The sequence below is a fragment of the Saccharothrix isguenensis genome (assembly GCF_052936305.1).
This window is the reverse complement of record NZ_CP193626.1, coordinates 3,125,690-3,145,834: the sequence shown is the minus strand read 5'-3', so window position 1 is coordinate 3,145,834 and position 20,145 is coordinate 3,125,690. Positions and strand designations below refer to the sequence as shown.

Genomic DNA, 20,145 nt, shown 5'->3' with positions numbered 1-20,145 from the left:
GAACGTGTGAATCGATCCCGAAGCACCCTCATGTTGACAACGACCGACACGGCGCCCGGCGACGGCCACGGGGAGTCCGGGGCATTCCCTCAGCCGGCGACCGGGGAGACTAGGCTCCCCGCATGGCGAGGTACTTCGACGTGCACCCGGTCAACCCGCAGCGCAGGTCCATCGACCAGGCGGTCGCGCTGATCAAGGCGGACGGCCTGATCGCCTACCCCACCGACTCCTGCTACGCGCTCGGCTGCCGACTGGGCAACAAGGCCGGCCTGGACCGGATCCGGCAGATCCGGCACCTGGACGACCGCCACCACTTCACCCTCATGTGCCGCGACTTCGCCCAGCTGGGCCAGTTCGTGCACGTGGACAACGCGGTGTTCCGGGCGATCAAGGCGGCGACGCCGGGCAGCTACACGTTCATCCTCCCGGCGACCACCGAGGTGCCGCGCCGGCTGATGCACGCGAAGAAGAAGACGGTCGGCGCGCGCATCCCGGACCACCCGGTGGCGCTGGCCCTGCTGGAGGAGCTGGGCGAGCCGCTGCTGTCCAGCACCCTGCTGCTGCCGGACCAGGAAGAGCCCCTGGTGCACGGCTGGGAGATCAAGGAACGGCTGGACCACGTGGTCGACGCGGTGCTGGACGCGGGCGACTGCGGCACCGTGCCGACGACCGTGGTCGACTTCTCGCAGGGCGAGCCGGAGGTCGTCCGGCACGGCGCCGGCGACCCGTCCCGCTTCGAGTAGCCTCCCGGCCCGCGCGAACAGATCAACGCTGTTGCGCCGGTCAGAGGTATGGGAGCGTTCCCAGAACGGATAACTTCCTGCTGCCCCCTCAGCGCAGAAGGAGCTACCCGTGCGGAAACGGTTGTCCTCGGCGGTCCTCGCCGTCCTGCTGTCGGTCGTCGCCCTCCCCGCCGCGACCGCTGCCGGCCCCGCCGACCACCGGCTGAAGACCTGCTCCCGTCCCGGCCTGCTGTTCTGCGAGGACTTCCAGAACGTGCCGACCGGAGCGGGCACGAGCCTGAAGTGGGGCGTCGACACCAGGAACGGCTCCCTGGAGGTCGAGCGCGACCGGCGCGGCCAGAAGGTGCTGCACGTGCGCGCCGAGGGCAACGGCCGGGCGTTCCTCAAGGTGGACGACTTCACCGCGCCCGGCAACAGCTTCTACGGCCGGGTCCGGGTGAAGGTCGCCGAGTTCCCCGACCAGCCGGACTGGGCCCACTACACCCTGATCGAGGCCACCGGCGACGGGCCCGAGGTGGTGCGCCCGCTGGGCGGCCAGTACGTGCCGCCGCTGGACGAGGCGCTGTGGGGTGTCGGCGCGGACGGCGGGCCGACCGGCGACTGGACGAACTGGCGCGAGTCGGCGCCGTCCCGGGCCGGTGTGTGGCAGTGCGTGGAGTGGCGGATGGACGCCACCGACAACCGGATCACGCTGTGGTTCGACGGCGTGGCGAACCCGGACCTGACCGTGTCGACCCGTGAGCACGGCGGCAACCAGGTCGACTTCCTGTTCCCAGAGTTCGACACGGTGAAGCTCGGCTGGCAGCTCTACCAGCCCAACGAGGGAAGCTACGACATCTGGATGGACGACATCGCGCTGTCCACCCACCGCATCGGCTGCTAGGACGCGGACGTGGCGGCGGCGCTTGCCGGCGTCGCCGCCACGTCCATCGCCGCCGGGTGCGGCCGGGAGGTCCAGTCGGGCAGCCGGGTGGCAACCCCGGCGGGTCAGGATCGGCTACCGGGGCAGGTAGGCCCGGTGCGAACGGGAGAACTCGAAGCCGTTGTGGCGGTCCCAGTTCACCGACCACGTCATCAGCCCGCGCAGGTCCGGGTACACGGCCTTCGGCTTGTACGTGCCGCAGTTCGCGCCCTTCATCAGGCAGTCCAACGACTTGTGGACCTCCGCGACCGACGTGAACCCGTTGCCCGCGTTGACGCTCGCCGGCAGCCCGATGGCCACCTGGTCCTGCCGCAGCCCCGGGAACACCTTCGTCGTGTCACCGCGCACCGGGAACCCGGCCAGCACCATGTCCGCCATCGACACGTGGAAGTCGTGGCCGCCCATGAAGTGGTACTGGTTGTCCAGGCCCATGATCGGGCCGGAGTTGTAGTGCTGGACGTGCAGCAGGGTCAGGTCGTCGCGCAGCGCGTGGATCACCGGCAGGTACGCGCCCGCCCGGGGGTCGGCCCCGCCGCTGCCGCCGTAGTGCTGGTAGCCGACCTGCACGAAGAACGTCTCCGGCGCCATGGTGAGCACGAACTTCGCGCCGTAGCGGGCCTTCAGCGTCTTCAACGCCTGGATCAGGTTGACGATCACCGGCGTGGTCGGCGCGCGGAAGTCCGTGTCGTTGGGGTTGAGGGACAGCGAGTGGCCCTCGAAGTCGACGTCCAGGCCGTCCAGGCCGTACTTGTCGATGATCGCCGAGGCCGAGCGGACGAACGCGTCCCGGGCGGCCGTGGTCGACAGCTGCACCTGGCCGTTCGCGCCACCGATGGAGATCAGCACCTTCTTGCCCTTGGCCTGCTTCTCCCGGATGCCCGCGATGAACTCGGCCTCGGACTCGACGTTCGGGCACTCGGCCACGGGGCACTGGGCGAAGCGGAGGTCGCCGGAGGTGGCGGTCGTGGGTTCGGCGAAGGACAGGTTGACGATGTCCCAGTCGTCGGGGACGTCCTTCATCCGGATGTAGCCGGAGCCGTTGGCGAAGCTCGCGTGCAGGTAGCCGACCAGGACGCGTTTCGGCAGGCCGGTGACCGGCGGCGTGGTCGTGGTCGTGGTCGGTCCGGTGGTCGTCGTTGTCGTGGTGGTGGTGGTGGTCGTTGTGGTCGTGGTCGGCGATCCGGCGCACGACGCGCCGTTGATCTTGCAGTTGGCCGGCGCGGCGGTGCCCGAGGCGTTGAAGCCGAACGTCACCGTGGCACCGGGGGCGACGCTGCCGTTGTACTCCCGATGGGTGAACGTGTAGTGCCCGGCGGCGTTGGTCTGCAAGCTGTCCCAGTAAGCGCCGACCGCCGTCCCCGCCGGCAGGTCGAACTCGACCTTCCACCCCGAGATCGCCGAGCTGGTCCCGTTCTTGATGGAGAACTGCGCGGTGTAACCGGTCTCCCAACTCGCGGTCTTGGTGAACGTCGCGGTGACCGATGCGGCGTACGCGGGCGCGAAGCCCACCGCCGCCGCGCCGACCGCCAACGCCGCCACCACAGCCACCCTGGCGAACAGGACTCTGCGGGACATCGTTCTCCTCCTAGTGGTGGCGGCCTCCAGGTGGGAGAATTGGACTAGACCAACTCACGTGCTGTCAAGGGAGGCGAGGTGGTCGACCGGCACCGGGTCAGTTCTCGCCGTCCTCCTCGTCGCCACCTTCACCCTCGCCGTCGCCCTGGTCGCCCTCTTCCCCGCCGTCCTGCTCGTTGTCCTGGTTGTTCCCCACACCGGGTCGGTTGTCGTTCTCGTTGTCGCCCTCGCCGTTGCACCCGGCGCCGAGGGTCAGGAACAACGCGGCACCACTCACCAGCACGGCGAGCGACTTCCTCATCACGGTCCGCTTCATGGTGTGCGAGTATCCCCGACCGCGCGGCCGGTGTCCTCGTCACGACGTTGTCCGGACGTTGTCCGGAACGTGAACGGCATCCACGAAAAGTGTCCTGGGTCGGAGGACCGCCGGATACCGTGCGCTGGTGCAGATCCCGTGGAGAGCCGCACCGCGCGCTGCCCTGTCGAGCCCGCTGACGCTGCTGGTCAGCCTGGTCACAGCGCTGCTGCTGAGCTTCGTCGTGGCCGCCGCGGTGATGCACTCGGCGGCCTCCGGCAGCGCCGCGATCGACTACCAGCAGGAACACCTGTGCACGGAGGCCCTGCACCCGTCGCTGGAGGCCACGTACCCGCACGACCACCTCCCCCACGTGGTCGCGGCGATCACCGAGGCGGTTCCCGACCACCCGGCGTTGATCGGCACCTACACCAGGGAGCGGCACACCGACTTCGGCGGCGGGCAGACCTACGCGAAGTTCGGCCACCGGCCCGGCGCCACCGATCACCTGAAGGTGCTCCAGGGCGGTTCCAAGGACGGCCTCTGGGTGCCGCAGAGCATCGCCGCCACCACCGACGTCCAGCTGGGCCGGCGCGGCATGGGGGGTCGGCTGCCGCCGGTCACCGCGATCTACGCCGACGTGATCGACCCGCTGCCACCGTGGTGGTGCTCGGAACGCCACTTCGTCGTGCCCAACGCGCTCGACCGCGACGAGTTGGCCACCGCCGTGGTGTGGATGCCCAGCGCCGAGTCGTTCGCCGCGCTGCCGCCGGAGGTGACCGGCCCCGTCGACATCACCGTGCGCTTCCCCGTCGACGCGCCGCGCACGGTCGTCGAGGCCGAGGCCCTGCTCACCGCGGGCACGGCGCGCATCCGTCCGATCCGGGACCAGTTCAACCGCGTGGAGTCGCCGCTGGTCCTGCCGGTGGAGAACGCCGCGCAGACCGTGACGAACGTGCGTTCCGCGGTCCTGCCGCTCACCCTGATCAGCCTGCTCATCGGCCTGGCGGGCGTGGCGACGGTGACCGTCCAGTGGGCACAACGCCGGCAGCACGAGCTGCGGCTGCTCTGGGTGCGCGGTTCCGGCCCGTTCGCGCTGGGCGGTCGGGGTGTGCTGGAACTCGGCCTGCCGCTGGTGCTCGGCGGCGCGGCCGGGTTGGGCGCGGCCCGGCTGCTGCTGCCGGTGTACGCGCCATCGGACGTGGTGCCGCCGGGGACCGTGTCGACCGCCGCGGTGGCGGTGGTCGTGGTCGTGGCGCTGAGCATCGTGGTCACGTTCGCCACCGGCGCGCTGCGCACGCACCGGGCGTTCCAGGTCGCGCTCCGGGGCAACCGGCTGCGACGGGTGCTGACCGCCCTGCCCTGGGAGCTGGTCACCGCCGCGCTCGCGGTGTGGGCGTGGAACCGGGTGCAGAACAGCGGGCTCGCCACCACGACCAAGATCGGCGGGCTGCCGCGCATCGACGCCGCGGCCCTGGCGTTCCCGCTGCTCGTCGTGCTCACCGCGGCGTTGGTGGCGACCCGGCTGGCGCGGTGGGCGCTCGCCTCGTCGCACCGCGTCAGGTTCTGGTCCGCACCGGCCGCGCAGTTGGCGATCCGCCGGCTCGCGGCGGCGGCCGGGCCGGTGACCGGTGTGCTGCTGGTGGGTGTGCTCGCCGTGGGCACCATCGCGGTCGGCACCGCCATCGCGGGGTCGCAGAAGACCGCGTTGGAGGCCAAGTCCGGCATGTACGCGGGTGCGAACAGCTACGCCCAGATCAACCCGGAGACCACCGAGCTGCCGGCGGCGTTGCGCGGCGACTCGACCATCGTCGGGTACGTGCAGCAGCACGACCGCACCGCCCTGGTGGTCGACCCGGCGACGTTCCGCGACGGCGCGTTCCCGTTCGAGATCGACCCGGCGCTGCTGGACGAGCCGCTGCGGGTCGGTGACGCGCCACGGCGGGAGGCGCGGTTGCCGGGCCTCCCGCCGGTGAACCCGGCGGCGTGGGTGCCGGCGTTCCCGAAGCTCGGCACGTCCGGTTGGGTCGTGCCGGTCGACCGGATCGAGGACCGCGACGACGTCGGCTCCTGGTACGTGTGGTCGAAGAAGCCGTTGGGCGAGCTGACCGAGGCGCTGACGGCGGCCGGCGTCAAGTACCGCAACGCCGACCAGAAGTCGAAGGCGGTCCGCGGCCTGCCCTTCCTGACGATCCGGTGGACGTTCGGCTTCGTCACGGCGATCGGCGTGGTGCTCGCGGTGGTGGCGGCGCTCGCGCTGCTGCTGGCCGTCGAGGTGCGGCGGCGGCAGAACGCGCTGTCCGGCGCGTTGAGCGCCCGGATGGGCCTCGGCCCGGCCGCGATGCTGCGCAGCCACCTGCTCGAACTGGGCGCGGTGGCCGCGGCGGCGGTCGTCACCGGGTTGGCCGTCAGCGCGGTGAGCAGCGGTTTCACCGTGCCGAAGCTGGATCCCGCGCCACGGCTGACGCCGGTCCCGGAAGTGCCGGACGTGGTGCCGCTGGTGGTGGCGACGGTCGCCGGGAGCGTCCTGGTGGTGCTGGTGGCGGCGTGGATCGCGGTGCGCGCGGTGCGTTCGGCGAAGATCGGGGAGCTGATCCGTGGTTGAGCACGTGTTGCGGCTGCGCGGGGTGGGTGTGGAGTACCGGACGCCCGCCGGGGCGGTGACGGCCGTGTCGGACGTGTCGCTGGACGTGCCCGCGACCGGGATGACGGTGCTGGCGGGGCCGTCCGGGTCGGGCAAGTCGACCCTGCTGCGGGTGCTGAGCATGGTGGAGCGCCCCACGGTCGGCGGCGTGGAGCTGCGGGGCACGGGCACGGCACGGCTGTCGTCGCGGGCGAGGCGGAAGCTGCGGCGGCGGGAGATCGCGCTGGTGTTCCAGAACCCGGGGGACAACCTGATCGACCACCTGGACGTGGGCGACAACCTGCGGGCGGCGGCGCAGGCGGCGGGTCGGGTCGCGCCGGTCGAGGAGCTGCTGGAGCAGCTGGGGCTGCCCGGCACGGCCAGGTGGAAGGTGTCGGCGATGTCCGGTGGGCAGCAGCAGCGGCTGGCGTTCGGCTGCGCGTTGGCTCGGCGGGCGACGGTCGTGCTGGCCGACGAGCCGACGTCCCAGCTGGACTCGGTCTCGGCGGACCTGGTGCTGGAGACGTTGGCGGACCTGGCGGGGCGGGGGGTTCCGGTGGTCGTGGCGTCGCACGACCCACGATTGATCGCGTTGGCGGACACGAGGTTCGACCTCCGGAACGGGGCGTTGGTGGCATGACGGCTTTGCAAGGGGTCGAGGCGACGGCGGTGGCGCGGGACGTGGCGCTGCGGGCGACGGGCGTCGAACGGACGTTCCGGCACGCCGGCGAGCCGGTGCACGTGCTGCGCGGGGTGGACCTGGAGGTGGCGGCCGGTGAGCTGGTGACGCTGTCCGGTCCGTCCGGGTCGGGCAAGAGCGCGCTGCTGGCGGTGCTGGCCGGGTTCGACCGGGCGGACGCGGGCACGGTCGAGCTGGGCGGCCAGGTGCTGACGTCGCCGCCGCCGTGGCAGCTGTGCGCCATGTTGCCGCAGGCACTGGGGCTGGCCGGTGAGCTGACGTTGGCCGAGAACGTGGCGCTGCCCGTCCGGCTCGGCCGCGTCGGCTCGCTGGACAGGGTGACGGAACTGCTGGTCGAGCTGGGCATCGGCCAGCTGGCCGACCGGTACCCGGCCGAGGTGTCGTTCGGGCAGCAGCAGCGTGCCGCGCTGGCGCGGGCGGTGGTCGGGTCGCCGAGGGTGCTGCTGGCCGACGAGCCCACCGCGCACCTGGACCAGGACAGCGGGCCCAAGGCCGTCCGGGTGCTGCGGCGGGCGGCGGACGCGGGCGCGGCCGTGCTGATCGCCACGCACCACGACGAGGTGCACCGCGCCGCTGATCGGACGGTGGTGCTCGACGCCGGACGGGTCTCCGTAGGATAGGCGTCGATGTTGCGTCGAATCGTGGCCGTCGCCCTGGTGCTACCGCTGCTTGCCCTGTTGCTGGTGGTCAGCGACTCGCCCTACCCGTCGACCCCCGGTCCGGCGCGCGACGCGCCGCGGGCGTTGGTCGCGCTCGGTGACAGCACCATGGCCGGTGAGGGCGCGGGCACGTACGAGCCGGGCACCGATGGCGAGAACGGCAACTGGTGCCACCGGTCGTTGCGGGCGTCGGTCCACAACACGCAGGTCGAGGGCGTGGACAGGGTGTTCAACCTGGCCTGCTCGGGCGCGAACTCGGAGCAGGTCGGCATCACCGACCAGGTGCGCAACACCGAAGGTTCGCAGGCCAGGCAGCTGGCGGCGATCGCCCGCGAGTACCGGGTGTCGGTGGTCGTGGTCGCCGTGGGTGCGAACGACGACCCGCGGTTCTCGGACGTGCTGGGCGCGTGCCTGAAGGCGTGGATCGACCGCCGCACGGACTGCGCCCAGGCCATGGCCGGCGAGTGGGAGGCCCGGGTCGACCGGATGGTGCCCAAGGTGGAACGGGCGCTGCGCGACGTCCGCCGGGTGTTGCAGGACGAGGGCTACACGCCCCGGTCGTACACGCTCGTCCTCCAGTCCTATGCCTCGCCGGTCGCGCCGGGCTTGCCGTTCGAACTCCAGAACCTGAGCGGGTGCCCGCTGCGCAGCGGTGACATGGAGTGGGTCCGGGAAACGGCGGTCGACCAGCTGTCGGACGGGCTGCGTTCGGCGGCGAAGGCGGTGAACGCGCGGTTCCTCGACCTGTCCAGGGCGGGTGAGAAGCGCGAGGCGTGCATGGGCGGGAAGCGGCCGGAAGAGGAGTGGTTCACCCGGCTGACGATCGACTTCGACGGTCTGCGGGACGAGTTGCGGGCGCCGCACGCGTTGCAGGAGTCGTTCCACCCCAACGCGCGCGGGTACGAGCAGTTCGGTCGGTGCATGACCGAGTTCCTGACCATGCCGGAGCGGGAGGCGTCGTGCGTCGCCGGGGACGACGGCAACCTCACGGCCGTGGTGGAGAAGGACTGACCAGCGCCGCGACGTCGGCCGCGGTCCAGAACGGCGTGCGGCCGGCGAGGTGGGCGGCGATCCGTTCGGCGGTCCAGCCGTGCGCTTCGGCGAGGCCGGAGCCCAGCATCTTCAGGTAGGCGGCCGACGGCGCGGTGTGCTCGACGTCGGCCGCGCTCCACGGCGCGGTGAACGTCAGCGCCGGGTGGCCGTCGTGCTCGCCCAGGTGGAGCAGGGTCTCGTAGCGACCCTCGCCCAGCACGTGCCTTCCGTTCGCCGGCACGGCGGTCAGGTCGAGGTCGGCGCCGGGTTCCCGGTACATCTCCTGTGCGGCGACGTCGGCGAACTGCGCCGCCGTCACCAGGTACCCGCGTGCGGCGGCCGTGCCGGGCAGGTCGGGGTCGTAGAACGCCCGACCGCCCAGCCAGACCGGCGAGTGGGTGGCGAAGTAGATCCCGCCCGGCAGCTCGAACGCCCTGGTGTCGACCGGCGGGCTCCCGTCCCGGCACCCCGGGTAGCACCACTCCGCGCCGGCCGGCGTCCCACCGGCCAGGTAGCACGCGAACCTCTCGGCGTGCATGTTCGACCCGTAGCTGACGTACCAGACCAACCGGCTCGACATGCCCCGATGATGCCGGGTGTCACAGGCAGAGGCGGCAGGGTCGGGCGGTCGGGTGGGTGGTCTCGAGTTCGACGCGGGTGCCCACGATCTTGATGTAGCTGCCCACCCAGGTCGTGCCGCGGCTCGGGGTGCCGTTGATGGTGTGGCAGCTCGCGCGGTGCAGGACCAGGTTGTGCGGGTTCAGGCTGCGCTCGGCGTTGACCACGAACTCGTCCTGGTGCTCCGCCAGCCAGCGCTCGTAGGCGCCGCTGTCCACGGTGTACTCGTGCATCGAGCCATCATCCGCCGCTCCGCCCCCTCGGGCTGTCCGCCATCCGGTGCCACTCGTCCTCCAGGATGGCGTAGATCAGCTCTTCGCCCCACGCGCCCTTGAAGATCTCGTTGTGCCGGAAGTGGGCCTCCCGGCGCATGCCCAGCCGCTCCATCACCCGCCACGACGGCTCGTTGAACGCGTCGCACGACGCCACGATGCGGTGCAGGCCGAGGTTGTCGAAGCCGAGGTCGAGCATGGCGGCGGCGGCTTCGGTGGCGTAGCCGTTGCCGTGGTGGTCGGGGTGGAAGATGTAGCCGACCTCGCCCTGCCGGTGCTTCTCGCTGAGCCACTTGAGCACCGTCTCGCCGATCACCTCGCCGTCCTTCTCCACGGCCAGCGAGAGGTGGTCGCCCTCCTTCTCCGGCCAGGTCACCGCGACCTTCACGGCCAGGCTGTCGGTGGTCTCCTCGGGTGTGCGGGCCTCGCCGTAGAGGTGCCGCACGACGTCCGGGCGGGACTGCCACGACTGCAGCGCGGCGTGGTCGGCGAAGGTGAACGGGCGCAGGGTCAGGCGCCGGGTCCGAATGGGGTAGTCGGGCTTCGTCACACCGCTCAATCTACGAGGATCGCGCGCAGCCGTCCTCCCAGTTCTACGGCCGGCGCGGCGAGGTCGTGCTCGGGAAGTCGCAGGAGCCGAGTTCGGGTGAGAACGCGGCGAACTGCTGCTGTTCGCACGGCACGCCGGGCGGTAAGGGCGCGAGGCGGTCGTCCAGCGGGAAGTCGCCGACGACGTGCTTCGCGGTGCTCGACGTGGTGCGGGAAGTCGGGTTCCCGGCCGGCATCTCGCAGATGAAGCACGCTCGGCGGACGAGATCCGGGTAGGACTCCTCGTCCCACGCCACACGGGACATCCCGCCAACCCACCGATCCCCTCCTACCGATCCCCTCCCAGAGGTCCGCCCCCACTCCCCTGTCGATTCGCTCCTACAGGTCCGCCAGCGCGGTGATCGGGGACTCGACGCAGTCGGCGACGAACCGCAGGAACCCGCCCGCCGTGCCGCCGTCGCACACCCGGTGGTCGAAGGCCAGCGTCAGCTGCGCGACCTTCCGCACCGCGAGCTGCCCGTCCACGGCCCACGGCCGGTCGATGATGCGGCCGATGCCGAGGATCGCGGCCTCCGGGTGGTTGATGATCGCGGCCGAGCCGTCCACGCCGAACACTCCGTAGTTGTTCACCGTGAACGTGCCGCCGGTCATCGCGGCGGGCGCGAGCCTGCCCTCCCGTGCCGACGCGGTGTGCGCGGCGATGGCGGACGCCAGTTCGGCGGTGGTCAGGTCCTGGGCGTCCCGCACGACCGGCACCATCAGGCCGCGGTCGGTCTGGGCGGCGAAGCCGAGGTGCACCTGGTCGAGGACCACGATTTCGTCACCCTCGACCCGTGAGTTCAGCTCGGGGAACTTCTTCAGCCCCAGCACGGTGAACCTCGACAGCAGCGCCAGCAGTGACACCGTGGGCAGCGCGGCGCGTGCGGCGAGGAAGTCGGTGGCGTCGACGTCCACCCAGACGGTCGCTTCGGGGATCTCCCGCCGTGACGTGGCCAGCTTCTCCGCGACCGCGCCGCGCACGCCGCGCAGCGGGATGCGTCGACCGGTGCCGGCGGAAGCCGTGCGGGCGGCCAGTTCGCGTTCCACGTCGGCCCGCCGGATCACGCCACCCGGCCCGGTGCCCTCGACCTGGTCGAGCGCGAGGCCGTTCTCCCGTGCCATCTGCCGCACGAGCGGCGAGATGACGGCGGGCGCAGCGCTCGGCACGGCCGTCCGGGCTGTCCGCGCGGCCGGGACCACGGCGGGGTCCGGGTGTCCGACCGTACGACTCGCGGTGTCTGAGTGGACGACTCGGGGTGTCGGAGTGGAGGGCTCGCGGGTGGGGCGTCGGCGGCGGCGCGGGGCGTCGGAGGTGCCGTAGCCAATCAGGACGTTGCCGCTGCCCGATTCCTGCGACTCCGCCGGTTCGGCCGGTTGGCCGACGGTGAGGAGCACCGAGCCCACGGCCAGCTTCTCCCCCGGCTCGCCGAACCGGGCGCTCACCACGCCCTCGAACGGGCACGGGACCTCGACCACGGCCTTCGCCGTCTCGACCTCGACCACCGGCTGGTCGATGGACACGTGGTCCCCGACCGACACCAGCCACGTGACGATCTCGCCGTCGGTCAGCCCCTCGCCCAGGTCGGGCAGCCGGAAGTCAGGCACCGTAGCTCCCCACGACCTCGTCGTCCCACTGGAGCCGGGCGATCGCGTCCAGGATCCGGTCCACGCTCGGCAAGTGGTGTTCCTCCAGCTTCGGCGGCGGGTAGGGGATGTCGAAACCGGTCACCCGCAGCACGGGCGCGTGCAGGTGGTGGAAGCACCGCTCGGTCACCCGGGCGACGACCTCCGCGCCGAACCCGCCGAACCCGGACGCCTCGTGCACGACCACCGCCCGGCCGGTGCGCCGGACCGAGGCGCACACCGTCTCGTCGTCGAACGGCGACAGCGACCGCAGGTCCACCACCTCGACGTCCCAGCCCTCCTCGGCCGCCGCGTCGGCCGTCTCCAGCGCGGTCGCGACCATCGGGCCGTACGCGATCAACGTGACGTCCCGCCCGGCCCGCCGCACCAACGCCCGGTCGAACGCGGGCGAACCCGCGGAGTCGGCGGAGAGCTCGCCCTTCGCCCAGTACCGCCGCTTCGGCTCCAGGAAGATCACCGGGTCGGGCGAGGCGATCGCGTCGCGCAGCAACCGGTACGCGTCATCCGGCGTGCCGGGCGTGACGACCCGCAGCCCCGGCGTGTGCGTGTAGTACGCCTCCGACGAGTCGCAGTGGTGCTCGACCCCGCCGATCCCGCCGCCGTAGGGCACCCGGATCACGACCGGCAGCGACACCCGTCCACGCGTCCGGTTGCGCAGCTTCGCCAGGTGGCTGGTGATCTGCTCGAACGCGGGGTAGGCGAACGCGTCGAACTGCATCTCCACCACCGGGCGCAGGCCGTTCATCGCCATGCCGATGGCGGTGCCGACGATGCCGGACTCGGCCAGCGGCGTGTCGAACACGCGCTCATCGCCGAACCGCGCGGCCAGGCCGTCGGTCACCCGGAACACACCACCCAGCGGCCCGACGTCCTCACCGAACACCAGCACGGTCGGGTCGGCGGCCAGCGAGTCGGCCAGCGCCCGGTTCAGCGCACCGGCCATCGAGACCGCGGTCATGCCAGCTCCTCGCGCAACGCCGCGGCCTGCTCGCGCAGGTGGCTCGGCATGGTGGCGTACACGTGCTCGAACAGGTCGGCCGGCGACGGCTCGACGTCCACGTTCATCTTCGACCGCACGGAGGCCGCGAACTCCTCCGCCTCGGCCGCGATCGACGCCCGGAGCGCGTTGTCCAAGAGCCCGCGCGTCGTCAGGTACGCCTCCAACCGGTCCACCGGGTCTCGGTCCAGCCACGCGGCGACCTCGTCGGACGTGCGGTAGCGGGTGGCGTCGTCGGCGTTCGTGTGCGCCTCGATCCGGTAGGTCAACGCCTCGATCAGCGTCGGACCGCCCGACAGCACCGCCTCGCGCACCACCGCGTACACGGCGGCCACGTCGTTGCCGTCCACCAGCACGGACGGCACGCCGTACCCGATGCCCTTGTGCGCCAACGACGGCGCGGCGTTCTGCTTGGACATGGGCACGCTGATCGCGTAGCCGTTGTTCTGCACCAGGAACACCACCGGCGCGTTCCACACCCCGGCGAAGTTCAGCGCCTCGTGCGTGTCGCCCTCGGACGTGGCGCCGTCGCCGAGCAGCACCAGCGCCGCCGTGTCCTCACCCTTCAAGCGCGCCGCGTGCGCGAAGCCGACCGCGTGCAGCGTGTTGGTGGCCAACGGCGTGCACTGCGGGCCGACGCGGTGCTCGTACGGGTCGTAGCCGAGGTGCCAGCCGCCCTGGAGCAGGGTCAACGTCTCGGCCGGGTCGACGCCGCGCGTGACGAGTGCGACCGAGTCGCGGTAGGTCGGGAACAGCCAGTCGCTGGGGCGCAGCGCGAGCACGGAGCCGACCTCGCACGCCTCCTGGCCGCGTGACGACGGGTAGACCGCCAGCCTGCCCTGCTTGGTCAGCGCGGTGGCCTGGGTGTCGAAGCGCCGGCCGACGACCATCCGCCGGTAGAGCTCGACCAGGACGTCGTCGTCGGGCATGGCCAGCGGCGAGTCGTCCACCGGTGAGCCGTCCTTGCGCAGCAGGGACAGCGGTTCGTCGCTGGGCAGCAACGTCCGCTCGGGCGCGCGGGTGCGGGCCATGGGCTCCTCCGGTGTCTCATGTGACGAGATGCTGCGCATGGTCCGCGTCACAGCGGCCAAAGTTCCAGATCCGGCCCCTGAATCCGGACGGATGGTCGCGCAGAGGGGTTATCGTCGGCCACATGACGGCTCGGGCTGGACATTCGGCTCCGCTGGACACGCTCGACCGGCGCATCGTGGAAGAGCTGCGCGCGGACGGTCGGATGTCGATGCGGACGCTCGCGGAGAAGCTGCACATCTCGCGCGCGAGCGCCTACTCGCGCGTCGAACGGCTGCACCGCGACGGCGTGATCACCGGGTACACGGCGGTGGTCGACCCGGAGCGCTACGGGTTCGGCATCTCGGCGTACGTCTACCTCAAGATCAGCCAGCACTCGTGGAAGGCGGTGCGGCAGCGGGTGCTGGAGATCCCGGAGGTGTGGCACGGCGCGCTGGTGTCCGGCGACTACGACCTGGTGCTGCTGGTCCGGGCGCCCGACGCGCACAGCCTGCGCGACCTGGTCCTCTCCCGCTTGCAGACGATGCCGGACGTGACGTCCAGCCACACCGTCCTGATCCTCGACGAGCTACCCGCCGGCGGCAACGACCGCGACGGTCACCAGCCGAAGTTCTGAGTCCAGTAGATGCCGTAGGAACCGCCGCGGGCCATGCCCGCGCCCAACGTCTTCAGCTTGCAGTTGAGGATGTTGGCGCGGTGGCCGGGTGAGTCCATCCAACCCTTCACCACGGCCTCGGCGGTGCGCTGGCCGGCGGCGATGTTCTCCGCGCCGGGCGCGGGGTAGCCGGCGGCCTTGACCCGGTCGACGAACGTGCGGCCGTCCTGGGAGACGTGGTCGAAGTAGTTCCGCGCGGCCATGTCGGCGCTGTGCGCGCGGGCGGCGGCGGTCAGCCGGTCGTCGGCGGACAGGGCCGGGCAGCCGTGCGCGGCGCGTTCGGCGTTGGTCAGCTCGACCACCTTGGCCTCGGCGATCTCGACCTCGGTCCTGGTGGGCGCCGCGGGCGCGGGCGGTTCCGACCGGGTCCGGGCACCGGGAGGGGCGGGCTGCGCCGGCGGGGCCGGTGCCGGCTCGGTGGTGGTCGTGGTGACCACCGGCGGCGCATCGGGCGTCGTGGCGACCGGAGCGGACGTCGTGGCGCCCGGCGTGGTCACCGTGGTCACCGTGGTCGGAGACGGGGTGTCGTCGTAGGACGTGGTGCGGATCGTGGCGGTGGCGCTCACCGTGACCAGGGCCATCCCGTCCGGGTGCTCGCACCCGGCCAGGGTCAACCCGGCGAGGACGGCGACGACGGGCAGCACGCTGCTCTTGCGCGACACGCGAAAAACCTCAATCTGCATTCGGCGGTATTTCGGGCGCGGCGACCGTGTGCACTTCTTTGCAGGGTAAGTGCCCCGGTCGCCGCACCGAACGGAGAACCGGGCGACCGGGCAGGGGTGGGAGCGCTGCGGTCGACCTCAATTCCGAGAATAACTTTATCCGGTAACGCGGAACTGTCAACACGCATTTATTTAAGGAACATTTAAACCTGGCATCAGGCGCCGAAAAGGCGCCGGCGGTCAGACTTGCCCCTCCGCGCGGCCCAACCGCAGTTGCACCCTGGTGCCGCCGAGCGGTCCCCGGTCGACCACCAGCGAGCCGCCGGTGGCCTCCGCCGCCCGGCGGGCGATGTCCAGCCCGAGCCCGGTCGACCCCGCGCCGCTGCTCCCCCGCCGCAACGCCGCCTCCAGGTCGTCGATGCCGGGACCGGCGTCCTCGATCACGATCACCACCCGGTCGGGCTGGTGGAACAGGGCGACCACGAAGCCGACGCCCTCGGGCGTGTGCCGGAAGACGTTGCCCAGCACCGCGTCCATCGCGGCGGCGAGGTCGCTGCGGGTCAGCGGCACGAGGGCCTGGCGTTCGGTGCCGCGCTGGTTCCACAGGCGCTGCTGGTCGTCGGCGAGGGCGGACCAGAACACGAGCCGGTCGTGCACGACCCGGGCGGCGTCGCAGCGGCTGCCGTCGGGGTCGTCCAGTTCGCGGCGGGCGGCCCGGATGAGTTCGTTGACCTCGCGCTCCAGCGCGTGCACGGCCTGGCGCACGCGGTTGGCGTTGGGGTCCTGGCCGAGCGTTTCCGAATCGAGCCGCAAAGCGGTGAGCGGCGTCCGCAGCCGGTGCGACAGGTCGGCCAGGATTTCGCGCTCGTTGGCGACCAGTTGGCCGATCCGGTCGGCCATTCGGTTGAACGCGGTGCCGACGTCGAGCAATTCGGGTGGGCCACTCGGCGCGACGCGGGTGGTGAGATCACCCTGGCCCATTCTGCGGGCGCCTTCGGCGAGGGCGGCGGACGCCCTGACGACCCGGGCGCCCAGGCGGTCGGCGACCAGCACCGAGCCCAGCACGAGGGTGACCGCGACGCCGCTGAGCGCGAGCCACGCCTCCGGCACGCCTCGGGACAGCTCGGCCTCGGGCACGAACGCCTCCACCACCGCGACCCGGTGGTGGTCCAGCAGCACGGGCTGGAGGTGCACCCGACCGGCCGGGATCACCTCGGTGGACGCACGGCCCTGCTCACGGGCGGCCCTGAGCTGGGCGTCGGTGGCCATCGGCACGCCGACGACCTCGCCGCCCGGCAGGTGCACCGCGACCCGGCCGCCGGTGCTCAGCAGCGCCTGGCCCACGGCCGCCGGGTCGGTGGTGATCACCAGGACCGGCGTGAGCGCACCCGCCAGCCGTTCCGCGTCGGCCTCCGCCCGGTCCTCGGCGAGCTGGCGCACCACCAGGGCCAGCGGGATCAGGAACGCGAGCGCCACCATCGACGTGACGGCGAGCGAGACGAGGGCCAGCGACTTCCTCACTCGGCCGCCGTGAGCTTGAGCCCGACGCCGCGCACGGTGTGCAGGTAGCGGGGCTGGGCGGCCCGTTCGCCGAGCTTGCGGCGCAGCCAGGACAGGTGCACGTCCAGCGTCTGGTCGTCGTGCCGGCCGGGCAGGTTCCACAGGTTCGCCAGGAGTTCGGCGCGCGGCACGACCTTGCCCTCGCGGGCGGCGAGGTAGGCGAGGAGGTCGAACTCCTTGCGGGTCAGGTTCAGCTCGCGTCCGTCGAGCGTCGCTTCACGGCGGTCCGGGTCGACGGTGAGCCGGCCGACCCGAAGGGGCGCGGGCGCGGCTTCCTTGCGCGCCCGCCGCAGCACGGCGGACAGCCTGGCCGCCAGGTGCTCGCTGGAGAACGGCTTGACCAGGTAGTCGTCGGCGCCCGCGTTGAGCAGGCGGACGATCTCCTTCTCGTCGTCGCGGGCCGTGGCGACGATGACCGGCACGTCGCACACCCCGCGCATCATCCGCAGGGCGTCCGCGCCGTCCATGTCCGGCAGGCCCAGGTCGAGCACGACGACGTCGAACGTGCCGTTGCCGATCTCCCGCAAGGCCGCCAACGCGGTGCCGACCGGCAGGACGGCGTGCCCCAGCCCGGTCAACGCCCGGGTCACCGCCGACCGCACCACGGGATCGTCCTCGACGAGCAGCACCGAGACCATGGCGCGCACGGTATAACGCGGGGCGCCCGGCTCAGCGGGGTTCCGGGCGGAACAGCCCGTCCAGCAGCACCGGGATCGCGCGCCTTGGGTCCGGTGTGGAGTCGACGGCCGCCTGGAGCATCGTCAGGACCACCACCACGTCGTCCAGCACCACGTCGTGCCGGAGGTGTCCGGCCGCCTGCGAACGGGCGAACGGTCCGCGCAGCGCGTCCAGCAGCCGGCGCACGTGCCCGCGCTGGTCCGGTTCGGGGAACCGGCGCAGCTCGTCCACCAGCGGGCGCATGGACACCTGGTACGCCATCACCGCGCCCAGGAGCGCGCGGAAGGCGGCGGGGTCGTGGGCGTTCCGCTCGGCGGCCTCCGCCAGCAGCGCCAGGTGCTCTCGCGCCATGGCCAGCACCAAGGTGCGGCGGTCGGAGAAGTGCCGGTACACCGTCGCCTGGCCGAGCCCGGTCAGGCGGGCGACCCGGGCGAGCGACGGGGTCGTGCCCCGGGCCACCAGCTCCTCGGCCGCGCGGATGATCGCCGCCCGGTTCCTCAGGGCGTCGCTGCGGCGCGGAACGATCATGGCGGCACCCCGGCGAAGCGGCTCATGTTACTCGCAAGTAACGAGAATAGCACCGTCTGTGATCCCTCGGAACGCCTTCGTAACGTCGGCGACCTGCCGCCTTCACGCAGGTGACTTCCCGAGGAGGACCGGACGTGCGCTTACGTCTTCGCAAGGTCGTGTGCGCGGTGCTGCCCGCCGCCCTGGCCGTCATGCTCACCTCGACCGCGGCGCAGGCCGCGGCGGCCGTCGACTACGTCGCGCTCGGCGACTCGTACTCCTCCGGGACGGGCGCGCCGCCGTACGTCAGCGGTTCGTGCTACCGCAGCCCGCGCGGGTACGCGCAGCTCTGGGCGAACACGCACGCGGTGTCGTCGTTCAAGTACGCCGCCTGCGGTGGAGCCACCACGCAGAGCATGACCGACCAGTTCGCGTCGCTGGACGCGGGCACGGACCAGGTCACGATCACCATCGGCGGCAACGACGTGGGCTTCGCCAACACCATGATCACGTGCGTCACCGGCAGCGACACCAGCTGCGTCAACGCCGTGAACGCCGGCATCGAGAGCGCCCGCACCACCCTGCCCCCACGGCTCGACAGCACCTACGCCACCATCCGCGACCGCGCCCCGAACGCCACCGTGATCGTCCTCGGCTACCCCAGGCTCGTGGAGCCGACCGGCACGTGCATGAACACGACCAAGCGTGCCGCGCTCAACCGGGGCGCGGACGCCCTGCACGAGGTCATCGCGGGACGCGCGGCGGCAGCCGGAGTCCGCTACGTGGACGCCCGTGCGCACTTCGCCGGCCACGGCGCCTGCGGCCGGTCACCGTGGATCAACCAGTTCTCCCTGTTCCGCTTGGCGGAGTCGTTCCACCCCAACGCCACCGGCTACAGCCAGGGCTACCTGGCCCTGCTCAACACCGTCACCGGCTGACCCCAGGCGCGTGCCCTCACGCCCGTCCGGTCCGGGCGGCGCGGACTTCCGGGTCCGCGCCGCCCGGCCGGGGCCTCCACGCCGGTCCGCCGGCAGGATGGGCGCGTGACCAGGGGCCTGCAGTACCTCGCCGCGTGGTCGGCGTCGACCGCGGTGGCGGTGGTGCTGTCGTGGCTCGGCATCCGGTTCGTGCTGGACGCGGGCGTGCCGGAACGGCCGCGGGTCGTGGCCGGGCCCACGCAGTCGTCGGCGATCCGCAGCAGCGCCGCCACGACGACGACGACCACTACCGCGCCCGTGCCCGTGCCGACCACGACGACGACCACGGCCGCGGCGGTGGTGGCGACGGCCGCTCCGACCACGACCGCGGTCGTCACCACCACGACGCCGCCCCTGCCGTCGGAGAACGGCACGTGGGCCGAGGAGGACGGCCGGCCGGTGTACCTGCGCAGCTTCCGCCTCCACGGCGGCGTGGCCGCGATCCGCTTCTCCCCCGCCGACATGCAACCCGTCTCCGCCACCCCGCGCCAGGGCTTCGCCGCGACCGTCGAACAACCGGCGGACGCCGTCGTGGTCGAGTTCACCGGACCCGGGCACACCTCCCGGCTCGAAGCCACCTGGGTCGGCGGACCGCAGTGGCGCATCGTGGAGACCGGTTGATCGCCCGGCCACCGAGGCGTGCCGTGCGCGGGTTCCCGACGAGTCGCGGCGCGTCCTGCACGGAGTGGTCACCGTCCCCGGCACGGTCGCCGCGCCCGCACGCCTAGGCCAACGCGACCTCGGCCCGCAGTCTCGGCAACAACGCGTGGAAGGCGTCGCCGGGGCACACCGTGCCGTCCCAGAAGTCGCGGTGGCCGTGGATCTCCGCGGGCGGGATGCCGTACTGGCGGCAGATCACCGCGCACAGCCACACCAGCGCGTCCCAGTGCGCCGCCGGTGGCACCTGGTCCACGTACGTGCCCTCGTTCTCGACCCCGATGGGGTTCCGGTTCTGCCCGAACGCGTGCGCGCCCTCCACCATCCGGTCACCGGCGAGCAACGCGTCGAGGCTGCCGTGCCGCCCCTCCAACACCGACCCGCCCCGCGTGATGGTGAAGTGCTGCCCGGTGTCGCCCCAGTCGTTGTCGTCCACGTGCAAGTCCTGGAAGAACCGGGCGAGCCGGTGCGCGTGCTCCCGCGACACGTCCGTCGCGTCGTCCGTCGCCGTGTGGTGGACCAGGATCCGCTCCGGCTCGCGGCCCAACGACACCGGCCGTTCGACGGGCGGCCGGGCGGCCCACTCCGAGCACGGCTCGACGCGTCGCCGGACGGGACGCGGCGGCAGCGCCACAGCGCCCAGCCCCACTACCGCCCCCACCCCGAGCAACACCGCGCGTCTGGTGACCACCGCTCCTCCATTCGTCACCAGGGAGTGGATCACGGGGTGATCGCCGCGCCGAACAGGACCG

At 72.1% G+C, this 20,145-nt stretch carries 23 protein-coding genes; 9 read left to right on the top strand and 14 right to left on the bottom strand.

The window, feature by feature from the left end; genetic code table 11:
• Nucleotides 1–122: 122 nt before the first annotated feature.
• Both ACRAKI_RS14825 and ACRAKI_RS14820 read left to right on the top strand, forming a co-directional pair.
• Nucleotides 123–743 carry an L-threonylcarbamoyladenylate synthase gene (locus ACRAKI_RS14825; protein ID WP_447007661.1) on the top strand — a complete coding sequence of 207 codons (621 nt, stop codon included), beginning with the start codon at nt 123–125 and terminating at the stop codon, nt 741–743.
• A 109-nt stretch (nt 744–852) separates the two neighbouring features.
• On the top strand, nt 853–1,626 hold the full coding sequence (locus ACRAKI_RS14820) for a hypothetical protein (protein ID WP_447007660.1): 774 nt from the start codon (nt 853–855) through the stop codon (nt 1,624–1,626).
• Between the two features lie 114 nt (nt 1,627–1,740).
• Here ACRAKI_RS14820 and ACRAKI_RS14815 read toward each other — a convergent pair whose 3' ends face one another.
• Nucleotides 1,741–3,240: a chitinase gene (locus ACRAKI_RS14815; RefSeq protein ID WP_447007659.1), complete on the bottom strand. Its 1,500-nt coding sequence runs from the start codon at nt 3,238–3,240 to the stop codon at nt 1,741–1,743.
• A 97-nt stretch (nt 3,241–3,337) separates the two neighbouring features.
• Nucleotides 3,338–3,556 (bottom strand): hypothetical protein, encoded by a 219-nt coding sequence (locus ACRAKI_RS14810; protein WP_447007658.1) that lies wholly within the window; start codon nt 3,554–3,556, stop codon nt 3,338–3,340.
• A 127-nt stretch (nt 3,557–3,683) separates the two neighbouring features.
• Between ACRAKI_RS14810 and ACRAKI_RS14805 the strand changes: the two genes are divergently transcribed.
• Genes ACRAKI_RS14805 through ACRAKI_RS14790 form a run of 4 tightly spaced genes read left to right on the top strand, consistent with a single transcriptional unit; the run spans nt 3,684 to nt 8,528 of the window.
• Entirely contained in the window at nt 3,684–6,140 is a 2,457-nt protein-coding gene (locus tag ACRAKI_RS14805; RefSeq protein ID WP_447007657.1) for an ABC transporter permease, read from the top strand.
• Nucleotides 6,133–6,798 carry an ABC transporter ATP-binding protein gene (locus ACRAKI_RS14800; protein ID WP_447007656.1) on the top strand — a complete coding sequence of 222 codons (666 nt, stop codon included), beginning with the start codon at nt 6,133–6,135 and terminating at the stop codon, nt 6,796–6,798. The genes ACRAKI_RS14805 and ACRAKI_RS14800 overlap by 8 nt, the downstream gene beginning before the upstream one ends.
• Nucleotides 6,795–7,478, top strand: coding sequence for an ABC transporter ATP-binding protein (locus ACRAKI_RS14795; protein WP_447007655.1), 684 nt, complete (start codon nt 6,795–6,797; stop codon nt 7,476–7,478). The genes ACRAKI_RS14800 and ACRAKI_RS14795 overlap by 4 nt, the downstream gene beginning before the upstream one ends.
• 6 nt (nt 7,479–7,484) lie before the next feature.
• Complete coding sequence (locus tag ACRAKI_RS14790) at nt 7,485–8,528, top strand: GDSL-type esterase/lipase family protein (RefSeq protein ID WP_447007654.1); 1,044 nt, start codon at nt 7,485–7,487, stop codon at nt 8,526–8,528.
• On the opposite strand, the gene ACRAKI_RS14785 is transcribed toward ACRAKI_RS14790, so the two are convergent.
• From ACRAKI_RS14785 to pdhA, 7 genes are all read right to left on the bottom strand, one after another.
• Entirely contained in the window at nt 8,503–9,129 is a 627-nt protein-coding gene (locus ACRAKI_RS14785; protein WP_447007653.1) for a histone deacetylase, read from the bottom strand. The genes ACRAKI_RS14790 and ACRAKI_RS14785 overlap by 26 nt on opposite strands.
• A gap of 19 nt (nt 9,130–9,148) precedes the next feature.
• The gene (locus tag ACRAKI_RS14780) at nt 9,149–9,400 is read right to left on the bottom strand and encodes a hypothetical protein (RefSeq protein ID WP_447007652.1); all 252 of its coding nucleotides are present in this window, start codon (nt 9,398–9,400) and stop codon (nt 9,149–9,151) included.
• 7 nt (nt 9,401–9,407) lie between these two features.
• The gene (locus ACRAKI_RS14775) at nt 9,408–9,989 is read right to left on the bottom strand and encodes a GNAT family N-acetyltransferase (RefSeq protein WP_447007651.1); all 582 of its coding nucleotides are present in this window, start codon (nt 9,987–9,989) and stop codon (nt 9,408–9,410) included.
• 43 nt (nt 9,990–10,032) lie between these two features.
• A complete protein-coding gene (locus tag ACRAKI_RS14770) occupies nt 10,033–10,293 on the bottom strand; it encodes a hypothetical protein (RefSeq protein ID WP_447007650.1) in 261 nt (86 codons plus the stop codon).
• 73 nt (nt 10,294–10,366) lie between these two features.
• On the bottom strand, nt 10,367–11,632 hold the full coding sequence (locus tag ACRAKI_RS14765; protein WP_447007649.1) for a dihydrolipoamide acetyltransferase family protein: 1,266 nt from the start codon (nt 11,630–11,632) through the stop codon (nt 10,367–10,369).
• Complete coding sequence (locus ACRAKI_RS14760; RefSeq protein ID WP_447007648.1) at nt 11,625–12,629, bottom strand: alpha-ketoacid dehydrogenase subunit beta; 1,005 nt, start codon at nt 12,627–12,629, stop codon at nt 11,625–11,627. Before ACRAKI_RS14760 ends, ACRAKI_RS14765 begins: the two co-directional genes overlap by 8 nt.
• On the bottom strand, nt 12,626–13,699 hold the full coding sequence (gene pdhA / locus ACRAKI_RS14755; RefSeq protein WP_447007647.1) for a pyruvate dehydrogenase (acetyl-transferring) E1 component subunit alpha: 1,074 nt from the start codon (nt 13,697–13,699) through the stop codon (nt 12,626–12,628). Before pdhA ends, ACRAKI_RS14760 begins: the two co-directional genes overlap by 4 nt.
• Nucleotides 13,700–13,821: 122 nt before the next feature.
• Between pdhA and ACRAKI_RS14750 the strand changes: the two genes are divergently transcribed.
• On the top strand, nt 13,822–14,313 hold the full coding sequence (locus tag ACRAKI_RS14750; RefSeq protein WP_447007646.1) for an Lrp/AsnC family transcriptional regulator: 492 nt from the start codon (nt 13,822–13,824) through the stop codon (nt 14,311–14,313).
• Here the strand turns inward: ACRAKI_RS14750 and ACRAKI_RS14745 are convergent.
• The 4 genes from ACRAKI_RS14745 to ACRAKI_RS14730 form a co-directional block, all read right to left on the bottom strand.
• Complete coding sequence (locus ACRAKI_RS14745) at nt 14,295–15,014, bottom strand: CAP domain-containing protein (protein WP_447007645.1); 720 nt, start codon at nt 15,012–15,014, stop codon at nt 14,295–14,297. The two genes, ACRAKI_RS14750 and ACRAKI_RS14745, sit on opposite strands and share 19 nt — an antisense overlap.
• A gap of 240 nt (nt 15,015–15,254) precedes the next feature.
• A complete protein-coding gene (locus ACRAKI_RS14740) occupies nt 15,255–16,535 on the bottom strand; it encodes a sensor histidine kinase (RefSeq protein ID WP_447007644.1) in 1,281 nt (426 codons plus the stop codon).
• Nucleotides 16,532–17,212 carry a response regulator transcription factor gene (locus tag ACRAKI_RS14735; RefSeq protein ID WP_447007643.1) on the bottom strand — a complete coding sequence of 227 codons (681 nt, stop codon included), beginning with the start codon at nt 17,210–17,212 and terminating at the stop codon, nt 16,532–16,534. The genes ACRAKI_RS14740 and ACRAKI_RS14735 overlap by 4 nt, the downstream gene beginning before the upstream one ends.
• Nucleotides 17,213–17,243: 31 nt before the next feature.
• Nucleotides 17,244–17,780 carry a TetR/AcrR family transcriptional regulator gene (locus ACRAKI_RS14730; RefSeq protein ID WP_447007642.1) on the bottom strand — a complete coding sequence of 179 codons (537 nt, stop codon included), beginning with the start codon at nt 17,778–17,780 and terminating at the stop codon, nt 17,244–17,246.
• A gap of 134 nt (nt 17,781–17,914) precedes the next feature.
• Here ACRAKI_RS14730 and ACRAKI_RS14725 point away from each other — a divergent pair, with 134 nt between their 5' ends.
• Together ACRAKI_RS14725 and ACRAKI_RS14720 are read left to right on the top strand one after the other, a co-directional pair.
• Complete coding sequence (locus ACRAKI_RS14725; protein ID WP_447007641.1) at nt 17,915–18,697, top strand: SGNH/GDSL hydrolase family protein; 783 nt, start codon at nt 17,915–17,917, stop codon at nt 18,695–18,697.
• 105 nt (nt 18,698–18,802) lie between these two features.
• The gene (locus ACRAKI_RS14720) at nt 18,803–19,357 is read left to right on the top strand and encodes a hypothetical protein (RefSeq protein ID WP_447007640.1); all 555 of its coding nucleotides are present in this window, start codon (nt 18,803–18,805) and stop codon (nt 19,355–19,357) included.
• Nucleotides 19,358–19,460: 103 nt separating this feature from the next.
• Here ACRAKI_RS14720 and ACRAKI_RS14715 read toward each other — a convergent pair whose 3' ends face one another.
• Nucleotides 19,461–20,084, bottom strand: a complete 624-nt coding sequence (locus ACRAKI_RS14715; protein WP_447007639.1) for a peptidoglycan recognition protein family protein — start codon at nt 20,082–20,084, stop codon at nt 19,461–19,463.
• Nucleotides 20,085–20,145: the final 61 nt, after the last annotated feature.

Bases quoted from the DNA above. Each gene is read 5' to 3' on its own strand.
- ACRAKI_RS14735 (WP_447007643.1), bottom strand. From the start codon at position 17,212: ATGGTCTCGGTGCTGCTCGTCGAGGACGATCCCGTGGTGCGGTCGGCG.
- ACRAKI_RS14750 (WP_447007646.1), top strand. From the start codon at position 13,822: ATGACGGCTCGGGCTGGACATTCGGCTCCGCTGGACACGCTCGACCGG.
- ACRAKI_RS14815 (WP_447007659.1), bottom strand. From the start codon at position 3,240: ATGTCCCGCAGAGTCCTGTTCGCCAGGGTGGCTGTGGTGGCGGCGTTG.
- pdhA (WP_447007647.1), bottom strand. From the start codon at position 13,699: ATGGCCCGCACCCGCGCGCCCGAGCGGACGTTGCTGCCCAGCGACGAA.
- ACRAKI_RS14770 (WP_447007650.1), bottom strand. From the start codon at position 10,293: ATGTCCCGTGTGGCGTGGGACGAGGAGTCCTACCCGGATCTCGTCCGC.
- ACRAKI_RS14780 (WP_447007652.1), bottom strand. From the start codon at position 9,400: ATGCACGAGTACACCGTGGACAGCGGCGCCTACGAGCGCTGGCTGGCG.
- ACRAKI_RS14730 (WP_447007642.1), bottom strand. From the start codon at position 17,780: ATGATCGTTCCGCGCCGCAGCGACGCCCTGAGGAACCGGGCGGCGATC.
- ACRAKI_RS14760 (WP_447007648.1), bottom strand. From the start codon at position 12,629: ATGACCGCGGTCTCGATGGCCGGTGCGCTGAACCGGGCGCTGGCCGAC.
- ACRAKI_RS14810 (WP_447007658.1), bottom strand. From the start codon at position 3,556: ATGAAGCGGACCGTGATGAGGAAGTCGCTCGCCGTGCTGGTGAGTGGT.
- ACRAKI_RS14825 (WP_447007661.1), top strand. From the start codon at position 123: ATGGCGAGGTACTTCGACGTGCACCCGGTCAACCCGCAGCGCAGGTCC.
- ACRAKI_RS14790 (WP_447007654.1), top strand. From the start codon at position 7,485: ATGTTGCGTCGAATCGTGGCCGTCGCCCTGGTGCTACCGCTGCTTGCC.
- ACRAKI_RS14795 (WP_447007655.1), top strand. From the start codon at position 6,795: ATGACGGCTTTGCAAGGGGTCGAGGCGACGGCGGTGGCGCGGGACGTG.
- ACRAKI_RS14785 (WP_447007653.1), bottom strand. From the start codon at position 9,129: ATGTCGAGCCGGTTGGTCTGGTACGTCAGCTACGGGTCGAACATGCAC.